Origin of the sequence: Flavobacterium undicola (assembly GCF_009909155.2) — a bacterium.
In the GTDB taxonomy this organism is placed as follows: domain Bacteria; phylum Bacteroidota; class Bacteroidia; order Flavobacteriales; family Flavobacteriaceae; genus Flavobacterium; species Flavobacterium undicola.
In genome coordinates, this window is sequence record NZ_JAAAPM020000001.1 from 119,069 (window position 1) to 139,749 (window position 20,681).

General features: G+C 35.3%; 19 protein-coding genes and 1 pseudogene. 4 read left to right on the plus strand and 16 right to left on the minus strand.

Features of this window, described 5'->3' with window-relative positions; all coding sequences use genetic code 11:
- Window positions 1-21: 21 nt before the first annotated feature.
- Together GTZ96_RS00405 and GTZ96_RS00410 are read left to right on the plus strand one after the other, a co-directional pair.
- Window positions 22-174 (plus strand): hypothetical protein, encoded by a 153-nt coding sequence (locus GTZ96_RS00405; RefSeq protein WP_317168868.1) that lies wholly within the window; start codon window positions 22-24, stop codon window positions 172-174.
- Window positions 175-451: 277 nt separating this feature from the next.
- Complete coding sequence (locus tag GTZ96_RS00410; protein WP_161640404.1) at window positions 452-1,165, plus strand: hypothetical protein; 714 nt, start codon at window positions 452-454, stop codon at window positions 1,163-1,165.
- Window positions 1,166-1,232: 67 nt separating this feature from the next.
- Here the strand turns inward: GTZ96_RS00410 and GTZ96_RS00415 are convergent, their stop codons facing one another.
- Window positions 1,233-2,000, minus strand: a complete 768-nt coding sequence (locus tag GTZ96_RS00415; protein ID WP_161640405.1) for a LuxR C-terminal-related transcriptional regulator — start codon at window positions 1,998-2,000, stop codon at window positions 1,233-1,235.
- Between the two features lie 10 nt (window positions 2,001-2,010).
- On the minus strand, window positions 2,011-2,292 hold the full coding sequence (locus GTZ96_RS00420) for a hypothetical protein (RefSeq protein WP_161640406.1): 282 nt from the start codon (window positions 2,290-2,292) through the stop codon (window positions 2,011-2,013).
- 206 nt (window positions 2,293-2,498) lie between these two features.
- Here GTZ96_RS00420 and dprA point away from each other — a divergent pair, with 206 nt between their 5' ends.
- A complete protein-coding gene (dprA, locus tag GTZ96_RS00425) occupies window positions 2,499-3,599 on the plus strand; it encodes a DNA-processing protein DprA (RefSeq protein WP_161640407.1) in 1,101 nt (366 codons plus the stop codon).
- Window positions 3,600-3,891: 292 nt separating this feature from the next.
- Here the strand turns inward: dprA and trpS are convergent.
- Both trpS and GTZ96_RS00435 read right to left on the minus strand, forming a co-directional pair.
- Window positions 3,892-4,857: pseudogene (trpS, locus tag GTZ96_RS00430) on the minus strand (tryptophan--tRNA ligase); the annotation flags it as partial.
- A 134-nt stretch (window positions 4,858-4,991) separates the two neighbouring features.
- A complete protein-coding gene (locus GTZ96_RS00435) occupies window positions 4,992-5,369 on the minus strand; it encodes a GxxExxY protein (RefSeq protein WP_161640573.1) in 378 nt (125 codons plus the stop codon).
- Window positions 5,370-5,476: 107 nt separating this feature from the next.
- On the opposite strand from GTZ96_RS00435, the gene GTZ96_RS00440 reads away from it, so the two are divergent.
- Window positions 5,477-6,265 carry a lysophospholipid acyltransferase family protein gene (locus tag GTZ96_RS00440; protein ID WP_161640408.1) on the plus strand — a complete coding sequence of 263 codons (789 nt, stop codon included), beginning with the start codon at window positions 5,477-5,479 and terminating at the stop codon, window positions 6,263-6,265.
- Between the two features lie 31 nt (window positions 6,266-6,296).
- Here the strand turns inward: GTZ96_RS00440 and GTZ96_RS00445 are convergent, their stop codons facing one another.
- From GTZ96_RS00445 to GTZ96_RS00500, 12 genes are all read right to left on the minus strand, one after another.
- Window positions 6,297-6,704, minus strand: coding sequence for a hypothetical protein (locus GTZ96_RS00445; RefSeq protein ID WP_161640409.1), 408 nt, complete (start codon window positions 6,702-6,704; stop codon window positions 6,297-6,299).
- Between the two features lie 178 nt (window positions 6,705-6,882).
- Window positions 6,883-7,890 carry a recombinase RecA gene (gene recA / locus GTZ96_RS00450; protein WP_161640574.1) on the minus strand — a complete coding sequence of 336 codons (1,008 nt, stop codon included), beginning with the start codon at window positions 7,888-7,890 and terminating at the stop codon, window positions 6,883-6,885.
- 222 nt (window positions 7,891-8,112) lie between these two features.
- A complete protein-coding gene (locus tag GTZ96_RS00455; RefSeq protein WP_161640410.1) occupies window positions 8,113-8,451 on the minus strand; it encodes a HepT-like ribonuclease domain-containing protein in 339 nt (112 codons plus the stop codon).
- Entirely contained in the window at window positions 8,444-8,743 is a 300-nt protein-coding gene (locus tag GTZ96_RS00460) for a nucleotidyltransferase family protein (RefSeq protein ID WP_161640411.1), read from the minus strand. Before GTZ96_RS00460 ends, GTZ96_RS00455 begins: the two co-directional genes overlap by 8 nt.
- A 67-nt stretch (window positions 8,744-8,810) precedes the next feature.
- Entirely contained in the window at window positions 8,811-9,320 is a 510-nt protein-coding gene (locus GTZ96_RS00465) for an acyl-CoA thioesterase (protein WP_161640412.1), read from the minus strand.
- Between the two features lie 106 nt (window positions 9,321-9,426).
- Window positions 9,427-9,810 (minus strand): DoxX family protein, encoded by a 384-nt coding sequence (locus GTZ96_RS00470; protein ID WP_161640413.1) that lies wholly within the window; start codon window positions 9,808-9,810, stop codon window positions 9,427-9,429.
- A gap of 5 nt (window positions 9,811-9,815) precedes the next feature.
- Window positions 9,816-10,964, minus strand: a complete 1,149-nt coding sequence (locus GTZ96_RS00475; protein WP_161640414.1) for a DNA polymerase III subunit — start codon at window positions 10,962-10,964, stop codon at window positions 9,816-9,818.
- A gap of 118 nt (window positions 10,965-11,082) precedes the next feature.
- Complete coding sequence (locus GTZ96_RS00480; protein WP_161640415.1) at window positions 11,083-11,427, minus strand: L-rhamnose mutarotase; 345 nt, start codon at window positions 11,425-11,427, stop codon at window positions 11,083-11,085.
- A 47-nt stretch (window positions 11,428-11,474) separates the two neighbouring features.
- Window positions 11,475-14,060, minus strand: a complete 2,586-nt coding sequence (locus GTZ96_RS00485) for a glycoside hydrolase family 2 protein (RefSeq protein WP_161640416.1) — start codon at window positions 14,058-14,060, stop codon at window positions 11,475-11,477.
- A 153-nt stretch (window positions 14,061-14,213) separates the two neighbouring features.
- A complete protein-coding gene (locus GTZ96_RS00490; protein ID WP_207720123.1) occupies window positions 14,214-15,209 on the minus strand; it encodes a glycoside hydrolase family 43 protein in 996 nt (331 codons plus the stop codon).
- Window positions 15,210-15,326: 117 nt separating this feature from the next.
- Window positions 15,327-17,747, minus strand: a complete 2,421-nt coding sequence (locus GTZ96_RS00495) for a glycoside hydrolase family 95 protein (RefSeq protein WP_161640418.1) — start codon at window positions 17,745-17,747, stop codon at window positions 15,327-15,329.
- Between the two features lie 239 nt (window positions 17,748-17,986).
- The gene (locus GTZ96_RS00500) at window positions 17,987-20,611 is read right to left on the minus strand and encodes a glycoside hydrolase family 31 protein (RefSeq protein ID WP_161640575.1); all 2,625 of its coding nucleotides are present in this window, start codon (window positions 20,609-20,611) and stop codon (window positions 17,987-17,989) included.
- Window positions 20,612-20,681 lie beyond the last annotated feature (70 nt).

Below are 20,681 nucleotides of genomic sequence, written 5' to 3' on the forward strand. Positions count from 1 at the left end.
TTTCAGTCTCAAATATTTAGCATGACAACATCCGATTTATTTTACGTATTGGCTTTGCAAAGAGTAGAAGGCGTAGGCGACATCATGGCAAAAAAATTAATTAGCCAATGTGGTTCGGCAGAATCCGTGTTTAAAATCAGCTTGAATCAAAACAAAAGCTACATTTCCATCTAATTAATCTCTTGAATATTATTCTTAAATATTCAAATCTCCCTAGACTATTTTCTATTAGCACACAATATCCTATAAATGGGATATTGTAAACAGCTATATATAAGACTACTTTTACTTGAAATTAAGATAAAATTAACACTTGTTACTATTAGTCTATTTAGAAAAAAGTAGTTCTTTTTTATAGTATCCAATCAAATTCATTGTCAGATAAACAATCATAATGGAGTAAGCTGAAAATCCTGAAGAGAGTAGGCAAAAACATTTATATATTAATATTATGAAGACAATTCTAAAAACAATTTTGGTACTAACAATAATTTGTACCTTAACATTTTCCTGTTCTAAAGATGATTCGGACGAATCCAAATTTACAGAAACTCCAACCGCAATTAAAAAATTCGACCAAAGTAATTTTGGAACTTACAAAGGAGTGTTTGTTGGTTCTACAGGAACAATAGTAATCAACCTTAACGAAGACAATACCAAATCTGCGGTTTTAACTATTGACGGAAAAGAGTATACTTATACAACTACAGAAACCAGCACTAACGGTCAAGTTACTAATGGATTAACTTTTAAAAATGGAAATTCTTCTTTTGATTTCAATGTTGGTGCTTCTGGTGAAGAACCAAACATTACAAATATTACAATTGTTGGACATCTAAACGCTAGTATTGAAATACAAAAAGAACAGTCAGATAAAATTGTAAAATGTTACGTTGGAGTCTCCTCTGATTCAGACGGAAGTAACCCTGCAGCTTTTAATTTTTGTATCCTTGGAAATAACCTCGTTGGTATTGCCCACAATGATGATAATGATGCTTTAATGGTATTAGGATTAGTATCAAATAATACATTTACAGGAACTGTAGGTGATCCAGCTGGATCGGACGCAACTATCAAAGGCACAATAGTTGGTGAAAAATTTGAAGGAACTGCTGTTAACAATGCTGGAGACCACTTTATTTTTAGCGGAAAAAGAGCCCTTTAATTGTAGCAATAAATTTATATAAAAAGGGTTCAACTATCACAAGTTGAACCCTTTTATATTTAAACAATTAAACCCAACCCTCTCGTATCACTTTCCCTATGAGTTCAGCAGTAGTGGTGGTTGCTGTTTTTTTGAGCAATTTTTTTCGGTAAGTTTCTATGGTGCTTAACGATAAGGATAATTCACAAGCAATTTCCTTACTCACTTTTCCTGTAATTAGCAAATTGACAATTTGTTTTTCCCGTCTGGACAAAAAAGAGTTGGCAATATATTTCTGTTCTACATCAATGTTTATATACGACGGCTCTCCATCGATTCCTATTATAGAAAATAGAGGTTTACCGCTTTCTTTAAGGTGTGATATATCGGTATGAACACATAATGATTTTGAAACATTGCCTTCGTCATCGTGTTCGATAGCAATAACTTGTTGTAGAATACGCATATATTCCCCATCACTTTTCCGAATGCGATAGTCATACCTAAACTTGTATTTTTTTAATTTTTCTACGGGTAAATTTTTAACAAACAAGCAGGTAGAATGTTCAAAATTCATAAAATAAGGCAAATCTTCGGGATGAATTTTGCTCAAAAGAACATCTATCATCAGGTCTTCTGGTTTTATGCCTAAAACAGCTTCTGTGTGTTCACTCACATAATCAAATTGACCCGTAGTAAGATCTAGAATGATATAATAAAAATCACCTACTTGAAAAACGTTGAGTAGTTTTTTATAAACTTCTATATCAAATTCTAATTTTTCTTTTGACTTATTCTCTATTGTAAGTGTTTTCCAAATATTTTGAACTTCGACGGTATTTTTTGGTTTATACATTTTTAGAAAGTTAAGTGAATGGACTGGTCTTCGGGATGAATTCTATCAAAAAAAAATCGGCAAGAGAAAAGCCTTTTGCACTCACACCTAATACTTTTTCAATATTTTCGCTTACAAAACCGAAATTAGCTCCAGGAACATTTATAATCATATAATAAAAATCCTCAACTTGAAATATGTTGAACAGTTTTTTATCTACTTCTAAATCAATAAACAGTTCTTCTGCTGACTTTTTAGGCCTTGTTATTGGTTTCCACATAATGCTAACTTCATTAAAGGTTGATTTTTTCATGTTATGAATTTAACAGCAAGGAAATGTAAGTTTTTTTTACCAAAATATACTCTTTGGTGATTTAAATTTTAAAATAAATAAATTAGGATTTGTAATTATTTTTTGAAAACAAATGCCCTAGCTCTAATTACGTCACTTTATTTTATTTGCAATTTTTATTAACAATCTGACCGAAAATTTATACATTTCAGTCTCAAATATTTAGCATGACAACATCCGATTTATTTTACGTATTGGCTTTGCAAAGAGTAGAAGGCGTAGGCGACATCATGGCGAAAAAATTAATCAGCCATTGTGGCTCGGCAGAAGCTGTGTTTAAAACCAAAACTAACCAACTGGCAACAATTGATGGCATAGGCAGTATATTACTGAAAAACCTAAAAGACCAAAGCATATTTGACAAAGCCAATAAAGAATTGGAATTCATCCAAAACAATAATATTAACGTTTCTTATTTTCAAGACGACAATTACCCCGACAAACTCAAACATTGCGTTGACGCACCTGTAGTATTATTTACCGCCGGGAATATTAATTTAAAAAACAGAAAGATAATTAGCATTGTGGGAACGCGCCAAATCACTTCTTATGGAATGGAATTTTGCAAAAAACTAATTGAAGATTTGGCACCACTCGACCCAATCATCGTTAGTGGTTTTGCTTATGGAGTAGATATTGTAGCACATCAACTAGCTATGGAAAACAATTTACAAACCATTGGGGTGCTCGCTCATGGTTTAAACCAAATTTATCCTAAAAACCACAAGAAATATATGGCTAAGATGGAAACCAACGGCGGTTTTATGACCGAGTTTTGGAGTTCGACTAATCCCGACAAAGAAAATTTCGTAAAAAGAAACCGGATTGTAGCGGGTATTGCCGAAGCTACCATTGTTATCGAATCGGCTGATAGAGGTGGTTCATTAATTACCGCCAACATGGCGAATGATTACAACCGCGATGTTTTTGCCGTTCCAGGTCGCACCACCGACAAATACAGCGCAGGTTGCAACAACCTCATCAAAACCCAAAAAGCAAATGTACTCACCAGCTCCGCCGATTTGATTTACATGCTCAATTGGGACATAAAAGAGGAAACGAAAGCAATACAAAAACAATTGTTTGTTTCCCTTGATAGCGACGAACAAAAAATATACGATTACCTCTTAAAAACAGGAAAAGAATTAATGGATATTATTGCGTTGGAATGCGAATTCCCTATTTACCGAATCTCGGCTTTATTATTAAACATGGAACTCAAAGGCGTGATTCGTCCATTGCCGGGAAAATTGTTTGAGGCGATTTAGACGAATATTAAAAAACCGCAGATTCGCAGATTTTTAAGCAATCTGCAAATCTATTTTTTAAATAGAATAAAAGATTCCCAGTAAAAGTTTTAAATACTACGTTAATACAAAGAAATATTTTAGTTTACTTGTTTTTATCAATTTTACTATCATCTTTAATTGACGATATGTTTTTTTTAGCATTTATTTGTAATTCTGCATTTGTTATCTCTTTAGTATTAATATTATACAGATATTTTTTTCCATATATTTTAACGTTTTTATCGTTTATTTGAACATTTGTTGATTTCTCAAAACCCAATTTTTCCCTAACTCTTGCTAGAACACCATTGGCTACAGCCGAAGCTTTTTCAGCCCCTATTTTCAACAAAGCATCTACTTCTTCTAGATTGTTGATATAATAGTGGTATTTCTCTCTTTCGATTTTGAAAGTTTCACAGATTAATTCAAACAAAGCTTGTTTGGCGTGACCGTAACCATAATTCCCACCTAAATAATTGGCTCTCATAGTTGCAATTTGCTCTTCATTGGCTAACAAAGAATAAATCGCAAAAGCATTACAAGTATCTGGATTTTTAGGTTCTTCAAGTGGCGTACTGTCGGTTTCAATGCTCATTACCTGTTTGCGCAAAGCTTTATCTTCCAGAAAAATATTAATGATATTATTAGCCGATTTACTCATTTTTCCGCCATTGGTTCCCGGAATCAACATACTATCATCCTGAATTTTTGCTTCCGGAAGCACAAAAGTCTCTCCCAACTGATGATTAAAACGGGAAGCTACATCACGCGTCATTTCTAAATGTTGCAATTGATCTTTCCCAACAGGAACAATATCAGCATCGTATAACAAAATATCAGCAGCCATCAACATAGGATACGAAAACAAACCTGCATTTACATCGTCTAATCTATCCGCTTTATCTTTGAAAGAATGCGCCAAAGTCAATCTTTGATACGGAAAAAAACAACTCAAATACCAAGACAATTCCGCTGTTTGTGGCACATCCGACTGTCTGTAGAAAACCACTTTGTTTACATCTAATCCAAAAGCAAGCCAGGCTGCTGCAACGCTGTACGTATTATTTCTTAAGGTTTCTCCATCTTTTATCTGGGTAACCGAATGCAAATCGGCAATAAAAAGGAAAGATTCGTTTTCAGAATTATTAGATAATTGTATTGCTGGAATAATTGCTCCAAGTAAGTTCCCTAAATGTGGAGTTCCTGTACTTTGAACTCCCGTAAGTATTTTTGCCATTATGATTTATTTCTATCGCTGTAGTTTTGTTTTACCGCAAAGTTCGCAAAGATTTTTACAAAACCCACATCGTTATTTTTTTTCTACCGCAAAGATTACAAAGTTTTTCGCAAAGTCCGCAATTTTCCTTCTTTTTATAAATTATTTACAACTCTTCTGATTCCGTTTTTCAACAAAACTTCATTGAAATTTATCAATAATCCAAGTTTATAATTTCCCAGTTTTAAATACGTTAAAGTTTGAGCAAGATGAATTACACTTAAAGACTCCACACTTTTAAGCTCTACAATTAATTTATTTTCAACCAATAAATCAACCCGATACCCACAATCTAATTTTACTTCTTCAAAAATTACTGGCATCGGTTTCTCTTTTTCAACAAAAAGTCCCGCCTTATTTATTTTGTAAAATAAACATTCTTTGTATGTGTTTTCCAACAAACCTGGACCAAGTGTTTTATGAACTTCAATCGCTAAACCAATTACAACTTTGGAAATATCATTTTCTGTCATCGTTACTTTTTTACTTTGCGAAAAAACTTTGGGCTCTTTGCGGTTAATTCTTACCAAATTTAATTGTTTTTAATAAAAGTTACTTAGGATTCCTTATTTTTGGTCACATGAAAGGCATAAAAACAATTTTCTGGATTCTTTGGCGCATTTGGTTTTACATCCTTATGGCGATACCTATTTTAATTATGTTTCCATTTTTAGTACTTTCAATTCTCTCCGAAAAAGGCTACCCTTACTTTTTTATTATGGCTCGAATGTGGGCTAAATTTATTCTATTCGGAATGGGATTTCGTTACAAAGTAGATAGCGAACAAACTGTTGAAGAAAACAAAAGCTATATGATTGTGGCCAATCATACCTCAATGGCCGATATTATGTTGATGCTCGCCATCATTAAAAATCCTTTTGTATTTGTGGGCAAGCAAGAACTGGCTCGAATTCCGATTTTCGGTTTTTTCTACAAAAGAACTTGCATTTTAGTTGACCGAAGCAATTCCCAAAGCCGAATGGCTGTTTTTACTAAGGCTCATAAACGAATTGAACGTGGCCTAAGCGTGTGCATCTTTCCCGAAGGTGGTGTTCCAGATGACGAATCGGTAGTTTTAGACCATTTTAAAGAAGGAGCTTTTAAATTAGCCATCAAGCATCAAATTCCGATTTTACCTATCAGTTTTGGAGACAATAAAGAACGATTTCCTTATACTTTTTTTGCTGGAAGTCCCGGGATTATGCGTGTAAAAATCCACAAACAAGTAGAGACTTTTGGTAAAAGTGAAATTAACCGAAAAGAAATTCGAGAACAGGTTAGAAACACCATTTATACACAATTAGTTGCGTTTGAAACTGAAAAAGAAATTGAAACCGTTAAAACAAAAAAAAATCACCTAGTCGATTAGGTGATTTTTTTATACTTTAATGACAAAGTGATTATTGAGTAACAACAACATTCACATCCTCAAACACATCTGCGCCGGCAACGTCTTTACCTTTATAAAACTTAAATATATAGGTTCCTGCTGTTGTTGGCGCGAAATTAAAAGAAACCTCAGACAATGGTGGCAATACTTGCGTACAACTTTCTCCATCTTTTACATCAGCATAAATAGCTATTGTTCTCGTATTACTATCTGAATAATAATATATACCTCTATAATTATAACAAGCTGTTGGTTTTTGGTACTTTAACTTTACTTCATGTGTAGCCCCTACAGTAAAAGTGGCTGGCAGCGTGTAACTATCAATTGGCAAAACATAGTTAGTGTATCTATCCGGTTCATCTACACTACAACTTAATAATGTGGTCATCAAGACTAAAAACAGGGCGATTTTTTTCATTTTTTTGATTTTATAAATTAATAATCTATCGTTGATTCTTTTATAAAGACAGCATCGAATGAAAAAGGTTGCTTATAAAAACGTATTTTTTTGGAAAAAATTACATCCAGACTCTATTTTGAACAAAAAAATGCCCGACAATTGTCGGGCATTTTTAGTATTTGAAAGATTAAACCAATTAGTTTTCAGCTAATTCTTTAATTCTAGCTTTGATTTTTTCTTCTAATTCGTCTGCTAATTCCGGATTGTCTTTAATCAACGATTTTACAGCGTCACGACCCTGACCTAATTTGGTTTCACCATAACTAAACCATGATCCTGATTTTTTTACAATTTCGAATTCTACTGCTAAATCCAAGATCTCTCCTGTTTTAGAAACTCCTTCACCATACATAATATCAAATTCGGCCACTTTAAATGGTGGAGCAACTTTGTTTTTAACGATTTTAACTTTGGTTCTGTTTCCAATAACATTCTCACCGTCTTTAATTTGAGTAGAACGACGAATATCTAAACGTACCGAAGCATAAAACTTCAAGGCATTTCCTCCTGTTGTAGTTTCTGGGTTTCCAAACATCACTCCAATTTTCTCTCTCAACTGGTTGATGAAGAAAACCGTACAATTGGTTTTGCTAATCGTTCCTGTTAACTTTCTTAAAGCTTGTGACATCAAACGCGCGTGAAGACCCATTTTAGAATCTCCCATTTCGCCTTCAATCTCACTTTTTGGAGTCAAAGCAGCAACCGAGTCAATTACCACAATATCAATTGCTCCTGAACGGATCAAGTTTTCAGCAATTTCTAGTGCTTGTTCTCCATTATCTGGTTGTGAAATAATTAAGTTTTCAATATCTACCCCTAATTTTTCAGCATAATTTCTGTCGAATGCGTGTTCTGCATCAATAAAAGCAGCAATTCCACCTGCTTTTTGCGCTTCGGCAATTGCGTGAAGTGTCAAAGTAGTTTTACCTGAAGATTCCGGTCCGTAGATTTCTATAATTCTTCCTCTTGGATACCCACCTACTCCTAATGCTAAATCTACACCTAAAGAACCCGAAGAAATAGTTTCTACTTCTACAATGGCCTTATCTCCCATTTTCATAACAGTCCCTTTTCCGTAGGTTTTATCCAGTTTATCAAGGGTAAGCTGTAACGCTTTTAATTTGGCTTCTTTCTCTGTACTCATCTTTTCTTTCAGCTTTTCTTTCATTAAATTACTATTGTTTTTATAGCGATTAGAAACTAATCAGAAGTATTTGCTTCTTCTAATTTCTATTACATATCTTTTTTTGTGTTTGTAAAAATACTTCTTTTTTTGATGCAAACTTTTTCGTTTAAAAAAATTTCGAGCCAAAAAAATAAAATCCTAAACAAACAACGCTTTCAACTCCGTAGCTTCTTCTGATTACTATTCTCCTAATAAGACTTCAACTTCTTTTTGTAAAACAGGCAAATTTTTAATCACAATTCCCCAAATTACATCATCTGAAACAGAATCGTAACCGTGAATTATTCGATTTCGAACGTCAACAATCTTTCTGGAATTTGAAATTTCAATGCAGTTATCTTCTTTAAGAATTCGGCTCATTGCTTCACCAATAATTTCGATATTTCTTTCTACTGCTCTTTTGGTTCTTAAATCATTTTGATAGACTTCAAACAATTTAGGAGTATCTACAAAATAGCTTTCTATTTCGTTTATAGAATTTAAAATATCAAAAAGCCAGGCTTTAATAGTGTTATCCATAAATCAATTTTTTGTTTTGATTTAATGTTTTTCTAAAATAGGGGTTTTTGATGGCTTTTTCTTCTAATAAGTCAACGTTTCTTTTTAGAATATTTTCAAGGGAAAATTTAAGATTATAATAATTGTCGCCATAGTCTAAAACGTCTATAGGCTCAAAATCGACTATTAAATCTACATCACTTTCAGGGGTAAATTTATCCGTTAAAACAGAACCAAAAGCATACAAAGATTTGACTTTATGCATTTTGCACAAAGTCAATATTTCTTTATTTAATCTTTCTATTAGGTTCATTTTTGTAGAATTATAGTATCAAAATTACATAAAATAAATTAGATTCTATTTTAATAAACTTATGATTTTAAACAAACAACGCTTTCAACTCCGTAGCTTCTTCGGGTTTCATTTTTCCTGCTAATACTAAACTCAGCTGTTTACGTCTTAGAGCATCATCATACCTGTTAATTTCAAGTTTTGTTTCGGGAATTATTTGAGGAACCTCAACTGGTTTTCCTGTTGCATCTACTGCTACAAAAGTGTAAATGGCTTCATTCGCTTTCGTTCTTTCGCCAGATTTACGATCTTCAACCCAAACATCAATATAGATTTCCATTGAGGTTTTAAATGCTCGGGACACTTTTGCTTCAATAATAACAACACTTCCCAACGCAATTGACTTATTAAAAGCCACATGATTTACCGATGCTGTTACCGAAACTTGTCGCGAATGTCTCCCTGCCGAAATACTGGCAGCACGGTCCATTCTAGCTAACAATTCGCCTCCAAAAAGATTATGCAAAGCATTTGTTTCACTTGGCAAAACCATATCAGTTAATATCGTCAACGATTCCGAAGGATGTTTTGGTTTCATAGTGTAATTTTTTTTTGCCACTAAATCAGAAAGACACGAAGTTTTTACTTTTATTATTTTCTATTGACATTGCTTTTTGACATTGCCATTGTGATTGAAATTGATTTTAATTCAACCAATACACCGCCATCACAGCAGGAATAAAATAAATAACAATAGTTCTGGCACCGTCATAATCTTTGGCTAATCGTTGACCAAAAAGCATCATCAACAAAGTAATTGCCGAAAACACCGCTCCGTAAAATCCAAACAACCTTCCATTACTTACCATTAATTCGATACAACCTACAAAGCACAAAACTGTCGAAATCAATTCCATTACAACCAAATTAGCCAAAGCTAATTTTACATGATTTTTCAATCTTGTTTTGGCAAAATGCTCTTTCAACCAGTTTACATTATCTTCCCAATAAAACAGTTTTTCATAACTGGATTGCAAAAAAGTAATCCCGAAAAACACTAAAATTAAAATAGAAGCTACATTATTCATAGGTATTATTTTTTATGGATAAGACGGGTTAGTTTGATCGATAAATCGGTTAAAATTATTTTAGCATTTCCGTTGCGCTCAATATGATACATCGCATCCGAAAGTTCTTTAAATATATCTTGAATATTGTTGCCGTTCACAAATGGCGCAAAATTTTCTAATTTGAATTTATCGACTTTTGGTTCGAAATAAACTAAGCTTGGCGTTTCATAATTGATTAATAAAGCCTGACGAAACATTTCCATACAAAACTGAAGAAACTTCTTTTGAGCTTCTCTTCCTAAAGTGGCTATTTTTTCGCTCCAAAGAATCAAATCCTGGATGGCAGCCGCATCTTTTTTGGCTTTAAAAGCAGCGCGAACCCAAGTCACAAACCATTGTTCAAATGGATGTTCTTCGTCTTTATCTCGTAACAAATGCAAAGCAGCATTGTAATTTCCTTGTGCCTGATGCGCTAATTTTGTGGCTAATTTTAAATCTATTTCTTCACGGGAAACCAAAGCATCAGCAATAACTGCTTCGCTCAATCCATTGAAATGCAAAATTTGGCAACGGGAACGAATGGTTTGAATAATATCTTCTTCGTTTTCAGAAATCAGAATAAATACTGTTTTTTCAGGTGGTTCTTCGAGAAGTTTCAAAAGTTTGTTAGACGCAGCAATATTCAATTTATCGGCCATCCAAACAATCATGATTTTATAACCGCCTTCATAGGCTTTTAAAGAAAGTGATTTCAGGATTTCCTGAGCATCATCAACTCTTATTTCTCCTTGCTTGTTTTGCACACCTAAAACAGCGTACCAATCAAACAAACCACCATACGGGTTTTGGGTTACAAACTCCCTCCAATCAGCAATAAAATCGATGCTTTTAGGATTTTTCTTTACCTCATCGGTGGTAACGGTAGGATAAGCAAAATGCAGATCGGGATGCGATAGTTTTTGAAATTTTATATTGCAGGCATGATTTTCACCATTATTTTCTCCGTTTTGATTGCCACACAAAATGTATTGTGCATAAGCAATTGCCATGGCTAAAGTTCCGCTACCTTCTGACCCAACAAACAATTGTGCATGCGGAATTCTACCCAAATCGGCACTTCTGCTAAGATGATTTTTAATGTGTTCTTGCCCTAAAATTTCAGAAAATTGCATGAAGCAAAGATAGCAGAAAATGGATAAGTCTAAAATTTTAGATTATAAAGTTTCTTCTCTTACAAGGCGAAATTCTACAACTCAAACAAACCTAAAATCCAAATTAAAACAGACAAAATCATTCCAATTTATATATCTGTTCCATAGGCAACCATTTTTCACCCTCTTTTGCTCCTGGTGGTGCTTGTTGAAATTGCCACATTAATCTCTCCCATTCCTGAACTTTCGGATTGGCGGCATCCATCATTTGTTTTCGTTCTGGAGTATAACTTTCATCCACTTCCATAATCATAAACAATCTGTTGGCTAGAATGTATATTTCCATATCTATAATACCCGAATCTTTGATACTTTTAGTTATTTCAGGCCAGGTTTCCTCTCTAGAATGATAATGTTTGTACTCTGATATTAATTCAGGGTTGTCAACTAAATCACAGGCATAACATAATCTTCTTGTAACCATAAAGTACTTTTAATAAATTAGTAAAAACCATTTCTTCGAAAAATTCACTATTCCACAATAGAACCTAAAACTTCTAACTCTGATAGTTTAGCAGATTCCCCTTCGGGGATTTTAGTAAATATCACTCTAATAAAACGTCCTGAAATAGATTTTGAAAATTTTTCTATTCTAACTTTACCCGTAGAAGATGGGTTTGATAAATCGACAATAAGTTTCCATTGATTATCCGTATTCAATGTCTCAATTTTATAACCAAACTTAGCTTCGTAAGGAAACGTCAATTTTATTTGTTCAATTTTCACGTTTCGTTCTAAATCTACCTGCCACCAGTTACCTGATCTGTTATTTGCAGCCTGCCAAAAAGAATCTGGATTACCATCACCAACTAAACTTGGCGAATGTCCTGGAGCTTCACTGCTGGTTCGCGTCGGATTGTCAAGTCCAAAACTGGTAGTACTTGATTTTGCTTCTTTTCCTGTGAAGCGTACATACGAACGCTCCGCCACAGTGGGAGTTTTTCCTTCCATAAATAAAGGCAACCCTTTTGTGTTTATTTTTACAATTGCATCTTTCAAACCGGGTGAAGTAGCTCGGATAACTGTCTCACCACCAAAAAACGAGCGAAATTCAGTCGCAGCTAATCCGTCTATAATCTCAATATCCGATTTGGAATCAAAAGTAATGGACGTTCCTGTTGGAAATTCTCCAGGACCAGATTCGATACTTAATTTTACCGCAGGAGAATTACTCAATTCTTTTCCCTCAGCATCCACAATACTGACAAGCAAATAGGCATCATCTGTTCCGTCATTCGAAATTATTGTTTTATCGGCAGTGAGTTGAATCGCGGCAGCTGTTCCTTCTGTTCTTTCTGCTGGAGCGGGTATGCCTTTATATTCATTACGATACCAGTAAAATGCTCTTTTAGGAATACGGGCATAATCTATTATTCCCGATGAACCAAAACGTTTACCAGCAACGCTGCCGTGATCAAAACCACACCAAATTGCTTCACCACTTCGCCACTCGTAATGCCATGGATATTTTTGACTTTTATCCTGATTTACACCTAGAGGCAAATCACCCCAACCTGGTATATATTTTCCCGGACGGAAAGTTTCAGTAGAACCATATTCACCCACCACACTGGCAACACCCGGATTTATAAAGAGGCGGGCTCCGTCACCGTTATAACCTGCCACATCACCAATTTTATCCATTTCGCCTCGTTGGCAACCGCCTATGGCTACAGGACGTGTAGGGTCAAGTTGATGTCCTAATTCAACTTCTTTTTTCAATAATTCACGTGTTGGAGGAAGTGTTTCTTTGGTCGTAAAGAACGGTTCGTTACTGGTACTCCAAACAATAACAGAAGGATGATTGCGATGGATTCGAATCATGTCTTTCATTTGTTCCAATACACTTTGGTCGAATGCCGCCCAATCATCGGGATTCGTTGGATAGGCATTACTACCTTCATAATCCCCTTCAGTACGTGTACCTCCAGAACCCCAAAAAGGAGTTTCAGACCAAAACAATACTCCTTCTTTATCACAGGCTTCAACAAAAGCTGGATCATGCGGATAATGAGACCCACGAATAAAATCAAATCCGGCCTCTTTCATCATTTTGATGTCTCGTAGAAAGGCATTGTTCGTTACCGCATCGCCCCAACCAGCGCGATCTTGATGCACATTTGCACCTTTGAAATAGTGGTGTTCCCCATTCAGGAAAAATCCTTTATCGGCAGTAAACTTAATACCGCGGAAACCCAATGGTGAAATAAAATCATCTACGACTTTGCCATTGACAAGCACTATTGTTTTTACCGAATAAAGATTCGGTGTTTTTGGGCTCCATAATTTTGGATTTTTTATTGGATTGCTGGTTTGGTCAAAAACAATGGTTTGACCCGCCGGAATATTTTTCGTTGATAAAAAATCAGTCACTTTTTTTCCTTTAACATCCAGTATTGTCGTTTTAATAGTGGCCGAAACTTCAGTGTTTTTTTCATTGACAACTTCCGTTTTTACATTTACAGTAGCCAAATCTTTAGAAACAATTGGAGTCGTGACAAAAGTACCGTACCAGGCAACGTGCACTGGATCGGTGACTACTAATTTTACGTCACGATAAATTCCTCCGCTGAAAACGTGTTCTCCGGCACGCGGCGCCACACGGGAATCCCAAAGATTATTCAATCTGACGGCAACCGTATTTTGTCCTTTTTTAATCGCTTTGGTTATATCAATTTCAAAACCGGTATATCCTGAATTGTGTTTTCCAACTAATTTTCCATTGACATAAATTTCAGCGGTTCGATAGGCTCCTTCAAAATCAAGGCTTACCCTTTTTCCTAGCCACTCTTCTGGAATAGTAATATTTTTGCGGTACCAACCATATCCTTTGTAAAATTTAGCCGACTGGTAATAAGGCATACTGAACGAATGCGGAATTCCAATATTATCCCACTTCGAATCATCGAAAGCAGGCACTTCCGCCCCGGAATAATCCCCCAACTTGAATTTCCACTCCGGATTGATATTGATGTTTTTTCTGACTGTCTGTGCATTTATGGTCGTTTGAAAAACTATAAATAGGAGGAACAGAATACTGGTTTTGATTAATTTCATATAAGTAAAATTTATTGGTTAGCGGTTATATGGTATCGCCGTTTATTTATTGGTGTTTGCTTCCGCAAACCTGTCGTTAATGGCGATTTCATGGAATGTTTTTTATTAAAATTATGATTTCATTTGTCGGTTTCATCAAACGATGTTCCCTTATTATTTTTTTTCAGTTTGATTGGGTTGATTTACTGTTTCAGTGTCGATCATCCATTTTTTCCGGAGTCTTTTAGCTTCTTTCTTTGTAATGGACATGACTGTTCCATGGCGCGGATGAAAGTCCATTGTCACTTCTTGGTCAATTAACTTGAAATTTTCAAGATCGTCACTTTTCGTGAATTGGAACTGCCCTTTTTTATACACGTCATACATTAAAATCCAGGAATCCGAATTGTTTAGTTTAAAAACGCAGGATCCTTCAACTGATTCCGTAGTTAGCTGTAGCGGTTTGTCCTGCTTTACATAACCTTCCGTCAGTTGGTTCGACACCGCTTTTTTGATTCCATTCAGATTATCCTCATCCTTGTAAAACAAATGATATTTACCTTTATAGTAAATAATATCACCATCAATACAAGCTTTGTTATGGGGTTCAAAAAACAATTGCTTGGGTTCCGTTTCGAATGCCGTAAAGTCCTTATTTACATAAGCATAATAGATTTTATCAGCTTCATTGCCGGATCGCATTGACCAGTAAATCATGTATTTCTTTTTTACAGAATCATAAATTGTTTGAGGAGCCCATGCACGGTTTACGAATTTGAACGCTGAAAATGTATTGGGAACATTGACTTTACTGGATTTCCAGTCTATCAAGTTGGTTGATTTGAGCAAGACCAATCCCTGGTTTGAATCCCATCCTTTGGCAGCGACCATATCTGTAGCGACCATGTAGAAAGTTTTTCCATCGACAGTGCGCATAATATGCGGATCACGAATTCCCCCGCTTTCACTAATCTTCCCTGAACTTAAAACAGGTTGATTGTGATTTAATGCCTTAAAATTATATCCATCATCGCTCAAAGCAAATCGAATTTGCTCTCCCTCCTTATCATTTGCCGTAAAATAAACAAAGAGGTAAGAACTATATTTATTTTTCACGGAGAGTTTATCCTTTATGTTTTCCGTGTTTGGTTGTTGGCCACACACAGTCATTAATACACATAAAGTAAATGAGATACTGAATCCTATTTTTTTATACATTTTCATTTGATTCAATTGTTTTAGATTCTTGATTTAATAATTTTCGTAATGCAGAAATTAGCAAAATTTCTATTTGAAATCTTCTGGCGACAAAATTCTTATTTGATTCTTTTGAAAAATGAAATTAACAATTTTTCCATTATAACGAACTTTACACGCTGTACCGCCAACGCTTTTTATTCTTACTGTTTTCATTAACTTATTTTCCCAAACAACATCTACCTCAAAGCCTCCTCTTGCCCGTAGTCCTTTTACAGAACCATTTATCCAAGCATCAGGCAAAGCAGGCAACAAATCAATAACACCTGTCTGGCTTTGCAATAACATTTCGGTCAGACCGGCAGTTGCCCCAAAGTTTCCATCAATTTGAAAAGGAGGATGTGCGTCAAAAAAATTAGGGTACGTACCTCCACCAGTTACGCCGCCTTTCTGGTCATCAGTGTGTTTTAAAATATCACGGAGCATCTTATATGCGTGATTTCCATCTCGTAATCTTGACCAAAAATTGATTTTCCAAGCCTTGCTCCAGCCCGTTCCTTCGTCACCTCGAAGTTCTAATGATTTTTTACAAGCTTCGGCAAAATCTGGTGTATCGATTGGAGAAATCTGACGTCCAGGATGCAAGCCGAATAATTGCGAAGCGTGACGTTGACGAGGAGTTGACTCATCATATTCTTTATACCATTCTAATAATTGCCCTTTGCTTCCTATTTTAAGAGGAAATAATTTTGCACGTTTTTCAATTAATTGACCACGAAATTCAGCATCAATATTGAGAACTTTTGAAGCTTCAATTAGATTCGTAAACAAGTCCCAACAAATAGAAATATCCATAGTTGAGGCTACAGTTACACCATAATTTTTTCCCTGTACACGAAATTCATTTTCTGGAGATGTAGATGGAGCGGTTACCAGATAACCATCTTTTTCTATCAGCCAATCAAAACAAAAGAGAGCTGCTTCTTTCATCACGGGATAAGCTTTGGTTCTTAAATACTCTTTGTCTCCCGTAAAACTGTAATGCTCCCAAAGGTGTTGACAAAGCCAAGTTCCGCCCATATACCAATTGGCCCAGGTTGGAGCACCATCTCCCTTATTACCAACCGCATTACTTAATCCCCATATATCGGAATTATGATGTGCAACCCAACCTCTAGCTTTATAGTATTCATTTGCCGTAACCTTTCCAGTCTTCGACAAATCAGTAATCCAATCCAACAAAGGTTCGTGCATTTCAGAAAGGTTGGTTTGTTCAGCCAACCAATAATTCATTTGAGTATTGATATTAATGGTGTAATTAGAACTCCAGGGCGCACGCATTTCTTTATTCCAAATCCCTTGCAGATTAGCTGGGCGTCCTCCTGAACGAGAAGATGAAATCAGTAAATAACGGCCGTATTGGTAAAAAAGCTGCTCCAACTGGGGATCAAACGCACCATTGGAATACGCTTTGAGACGCTCATCAGAAGGCAATGACAACTGCCTAGCATCTGTTTTATTATTTGACAAATCAAGACTTACCCGATTGAAATATTTCTCAAAATCATCAAAGTGCTTTTTCTTTAAATTATTGTACGATAATTTTAATGCCTTATTCAACAGATTCGAAGCAATTGCTTTTTCATCTTTTCTTTGCGAATCGGGGCATTTATCAAAACCGTTGAAACTGGTCACAGCCGTTAGATAAAGAATCACTTCTGTGGCTTTATCAATATGAAGACCTTCAGCATCAGTCTTTATGGAACCTTCTTTGAGAACCGCTTTTAGATTGGATTGAAAACGCATTCCGTTGCATCCCGTTGTATCTGACCATAAAATAGGCTCACGTCCTTTAGGATTAAAATAACTTGGATCCACACGACTTGGCGCTTTTCCACTCATGACCAACAGATTATTGCTTTTAGCAATCACAGATTTGGTTAAAAGACTGCTTAAATTAATGTCAAGCGTAAGCGATTTTGGCTTGGATGCCGTAATACGTATGGCCATTACATTATTGGGAGCAGAAATAAAAATTTCACGAACATATTCGACATTATTAACCGTAAAACGTGTTGTTGATAATGCGTTGTTCAAACTTAAATCCCTATAATATTGGGTTGGCTGAGCTCCTTTAAAATCTTGTTTAATGACCAAATCGCCCAACGGCAAAAAACTTTCGCTATAATAGCCTTGCATTTTTTTGCATAAATCAGTGGCAAGTTGGTAATCCTCATTTTTCAATGCCTCACGAATCGGTTCCAAATATTTATTGGCTTCAGGATTGACATCCTTTTTCATTGGGCCACCTGACCACAATGAACCTTCATTGAGTTGAATCAGTTCTTTTTCTACTCCCCCAAATACCATTGCTCCTATCTGTCCATTTCCTATAGGCAATGCTTCAACCCACTGTTTTGCAGGTTTATCATACCAAAGCTTTAGATTTTTCTGAGCAAAACTAGTAGCCGAAACAAATAAAAGCACTAATACAATAATCGCTTTTTTCATTGTAATACTTATTAAATTTAACCACTTTAGACTTCTAATTTTTTCTATAATTTTTTAGATCTAAACAAAACACACCATTATCTTCAGCATGATAGTTTTTATACTCTTCTATCAACTTTGGATTATCCACTAAATCGCAGGCGTAACATAATTTTTTGGAATTCATAAATTACGTTTTAAGGTGGGTTTAATCTTTATTAAATTCTTCATCAACAACTTTAATTCTTGGTTGTTAGTTTTTATTTTTTTCGAATAGCAATACCACTTCCATTGTATTTTATCGAAACATTTGTTTTTCCGTTTTCAAGACCAACACCGTTTGATTCGTCAACCCAAACAATATTAAACACACGGTTTTCAATTAATCCTTTAAAAATTCCACCTTTTCGTTTTCCAATGGTCAGCGTTTGTTTTTGTTCGTTCCATTCAAAAGGGATCATCGAAAAAGCTCCTTTCTCATAATTGTAATTTACTCCTTCATCTTCATAAAGCTCAAACTTGCCATTTGCTCCTGTATAAACTCTAATCTCAAGATTTTCAGCAGGCTTTTCATTTGTATACTGCATTTTTTCACCCATTGGAATGATTGAACCCGATTTTATATATAAAGGAATGGTTGAAAGAGACGCAGCTGTTTGTACTGTTTGCCCGCCTTTATATTGTTTTCCTGTCCAAAAGTTAAACCACCCTGATTGGTTTTCCGGTAAGTAAACATCCCAATTTTCCACCTCTTCTGAAACAACAGGAGCAACAAGAAAAGCTGACCCAAACATATACTGATAGTTTTGCTGAAGTGCTTTTGTGTCATTTGCAAAATCCATTATCAGCGGACGCATTAAGGTTCCGTTTTTAAAGGTTATATCGGCTGCCTGAGAATAAATATAAGGCAGTAAACGATAACGAAGGTTTAAGTATTTTAAAGACTCGGCTTCCACTTTTTCTCCGAATCTCCAGAATTCGGTATTCGTTTGATATCCGTGTACCCGTTGCAAAGGAGAGAATGTAGCCAACTGAAACCATCTTAAAAAACGTTCTTGAAATTTAGTATCGGTGTATTGACTTTTGCCCGGACGGAAAAATCCTCCTGCATCAAAAGTCCACCAAGGCAATCCTGTTATGGAATAATTTAATCCAGCAGTTAGTTGTCGGCGCAAGGTTTCCCAGTCGTTACCTACATCTCCAGTCCAAACTGCTGCTGCATAACGCTGTTGTCCTGAAAATCCGCTTCTGGTAAGAATAAAAACTCTTTTATCAGGAGCATCTTTGCGCGAACCCTCATATACCGTTTTTGTTACGTACATTGAATAAACATTTCGCATTTGTTCTCCGGGAATTGTTCCATTATTTATTTTTCTATTTACTAAATCATCATTTTCCGGTTCAGTAGCATCCTGCCACCAGGCATCAATTTCATACCGTTTTAAGAGCTTTTCACTGAAATTCTTCCAATAAAAATTTGCTGCATCAGGATTAAAGAAATCAACCCATTCGGTATTTGGGATATAGTATTTTTTGTTATTAAATTCTTTACCAAGCACACTTTCTTTATCAATTTTTGACCAAACGGAAAGCATCAGTCGCATATTCATTTGATGTAATTCCTTTACCATAGCAGCGGGATCTGGAAACAAATCTTCATCGAATTTCATTGAATTCCAACCGTATTTTCCCCAATACTGCCAATCCTGAACAATTAAATCCATTGGTAATTTTTTCTCTCTGAATGCTCTGGCATTCTCAAGCAAATCATCTTGAGTAGTAAAGCGCTCACGGCAATGAATATAGCCTAATGACCATATTGGCATAAGTGGAGCCTGTCCTGTCAGATTACGATAACTTGAAATAACCTCATCTGAATTTCCGGCAAAAACAACATAATCCAGCTTATTAGCAACAGGAGATCTAAAGACTGTTTCATTGGTAACTTTGCGATAATATACTACAGGAAGATCGTTTTTTTCTCCTGTAACCACAATGTCGTGTTTACCTGCTGTTAGTTTAACCAATGTGCTCGTTGTGGGCGGCAGCCAATGGTTTTTAAAATTAATAACCTCTTTACCATCGATTGTCAATTGCCATTTTCTGGCCATTTTTTGACCAACATCAAGCATTATAGCATATTCACCATTATCTTTAACCGTAAAATTTCCGGTAAACACACCGTCCTGACGAGTTTCCTTTTGTGTTCCATTAGTAGTGGTAACAGCAACAGTTATAGCTTCCCCGCTTGTACCTGCAGGCTTTAAATTCACCACATTATCAGCCGGATTAAAATCGGTAAGTCCATAATTGTGCCATAGCAAACCATAACCTTTGCTTGACATAATAAACGGAATAGCAATTTGTGTATTTACCTGAGTTAATCTTCTGGGCAATCCTTTAATATCCAAATGTCCGTCCTGAAACTGACCCGTACCAAAAATATATTCGTCGGCTAAAGTACTAAAACCTTGTTCCACAATATGGCAAGGTTCTCCTTGTACTGAACTTGGTTTAAAAATACGACCGTCAGGTTTTTCGCTAAGAAACACCTTCCCCTCATAGTTGCGATAGGACAATGCTCCACTCTTTTTATCTACTACCACAGTCATTTTTGATGTAGCGATTTCAATTAGTGTGTTGGATTCCGAAACCTTAAAATCAGGCAGCTTAACTTTTGAAGTGAAAACTAATTCAGGAATTTGACTTTTCATTTCCAAACCATACTGAACTCTTACGGTATTTTCGGTTAAAGGACTTAAATGCAGTTCTCCTTTGTCAAGAGTGATAACTACTTTATCGTTATGTTTTTTATAGCCCTTAACCATTTGTCCAATACAAAACATTGGAATAAGTAAGACCAATAGAATTGTTATTTGCTTCATTTTTTTCATTTAATATTTATTAAATTCTTCATCAACAACTTATTTCTTGGTTGTTACTTTTTTCGAATAG

Bases quoted from the DNA above. Each gene is read 5' to 3' on its own strand.
- GTZ96_RS00410 (WP_161640404.1), top strand. From the start codon at position 452: ATGAAGACAATTCTAAAAACAATTTTGGTACTAACAATAATTTGTACC.
- GTZ96_RS00490 (WP_207720123.1), bottom strand. From the start codon at position 15,209: ATGACTGTGTGTGGCCAACAACCAAACACGGAAAACATAAAGGATAAA.
- GTZ96_RS00485 (WP_161640416.1), bottom strand. From the start codon at position 14,060: ATGAAATTAATCAAAACCAGTATTCTGTTCCTCCTATTTATAGTTTTT.
- GTZ96_RS00475 (WP_161640414.1), bottom strand. From the start codon at position 10,964: ATGCAATTTTCTGAAATTTTAGGGCAAGAACACATTAAAAATCATCTT.
- GTZ96_RS00415 (WP_161640405.1), bottom strand. From the start codon at position 2,000: ATGTATAAACCAAAAAATACCGTCGAAGTTCAAAATATTTGGAAAACA.
- GTZ96_RS00440 (WP_161640408.1), top strand. From the start codon at position 5,477: ATGAAAGGCATAAAAACAATTTTCTGGATTCTTTGGCGCATTTGGTTT.
- GTZ96_RS00465 (WP_161640412.1), bottom strand. From the start codon at position 9,320: ATGAAACCAAAACATCCTTCGGAATCGTTGACGATATTAACTGATATG.
- GTZ96_RS00495 (WP_161640418.1), bottom strand. From the start codon at position 17,747: ATGAAAAAAGCGATTATTGTATTAGTGCTTTTATTTGTTTCGGCTACT.
- dprA (WP_161640407.1), top strand. From the start codon at position 2,499: ATGACAACATCCGATTTATTTTACGTATTGGCTTTGCAAAGAGTAGAA.
- GTZ96_RS00420 (WP_161640406.1), bottom strand. From the start codon at position 2,292: ATGAAAAAATCAACCTTTAATGAAGTTAGCATTATGTGGAAACCAATA.
- GTZ96_RS00470 (WP_161640413.1), bottom strand. From the start codon at position 9,810: ATGAATAATGTAGCTTCTATTTTAATTTTAGTGTTTTTCGGGATTACT.
- GTZ96_RS00405 (WP_317168868.1), top strand. From the start codon at position 22: ATGACAACATCCGATTTATTTTACGTATTGGCTTTGCAAAGAGTAGAA.
- GTZ96_RS00445 (WP_161640409.1), bottom strand. From the start codon at position 6,704: ATGAAAAAAATCGCCCTGTTTTTAGTCTTGATGACCACATTATTAAGT.
- GTZ96_RS00500 (WP_161640575.1), bottom strand. From the start codon at position 20,611: ATGAAGCAAATAACAATTCTATTGGTCTTACTTATTCCAATGTTTTGT.
- GTZ96_RS00460 (WP_161640411.1), bottom strand. From the start codon at position 8,743: ATGAACCTAATAGAAAGATTAAATAAAGAAATATTGACTTTGTGCAAA.
- GTZ96_RS00435 (WP_161640573.1), bottom strand. From the start codon at position 5,369: ATGACAGAAAATGATATTTCCAAAGTTGTAATTGGTTTAGCGATTGAA.
- GTZ96_RS00455 (WP_161640410.1), bottom strand. From the start codon at position 8,451: ATGGATAACACTATTAAAGCCTGGCTTTTTGATATTTTAAATTCTATA.
- GTZ96_RS00480 (WP_161640415.1), bottom strand. From the start codon at position 11,427: ATGGTTACAAGAAGATTATGTTATGCCTGTGATTTAGTTGACAACCCT.
- recA (WP_161640574.1), bottom strand. From the start codon at position 7,890: ATGAGTACAGAGAAAGAAGCCAAATTAAAAGCGTTACAGCTTACCCTT.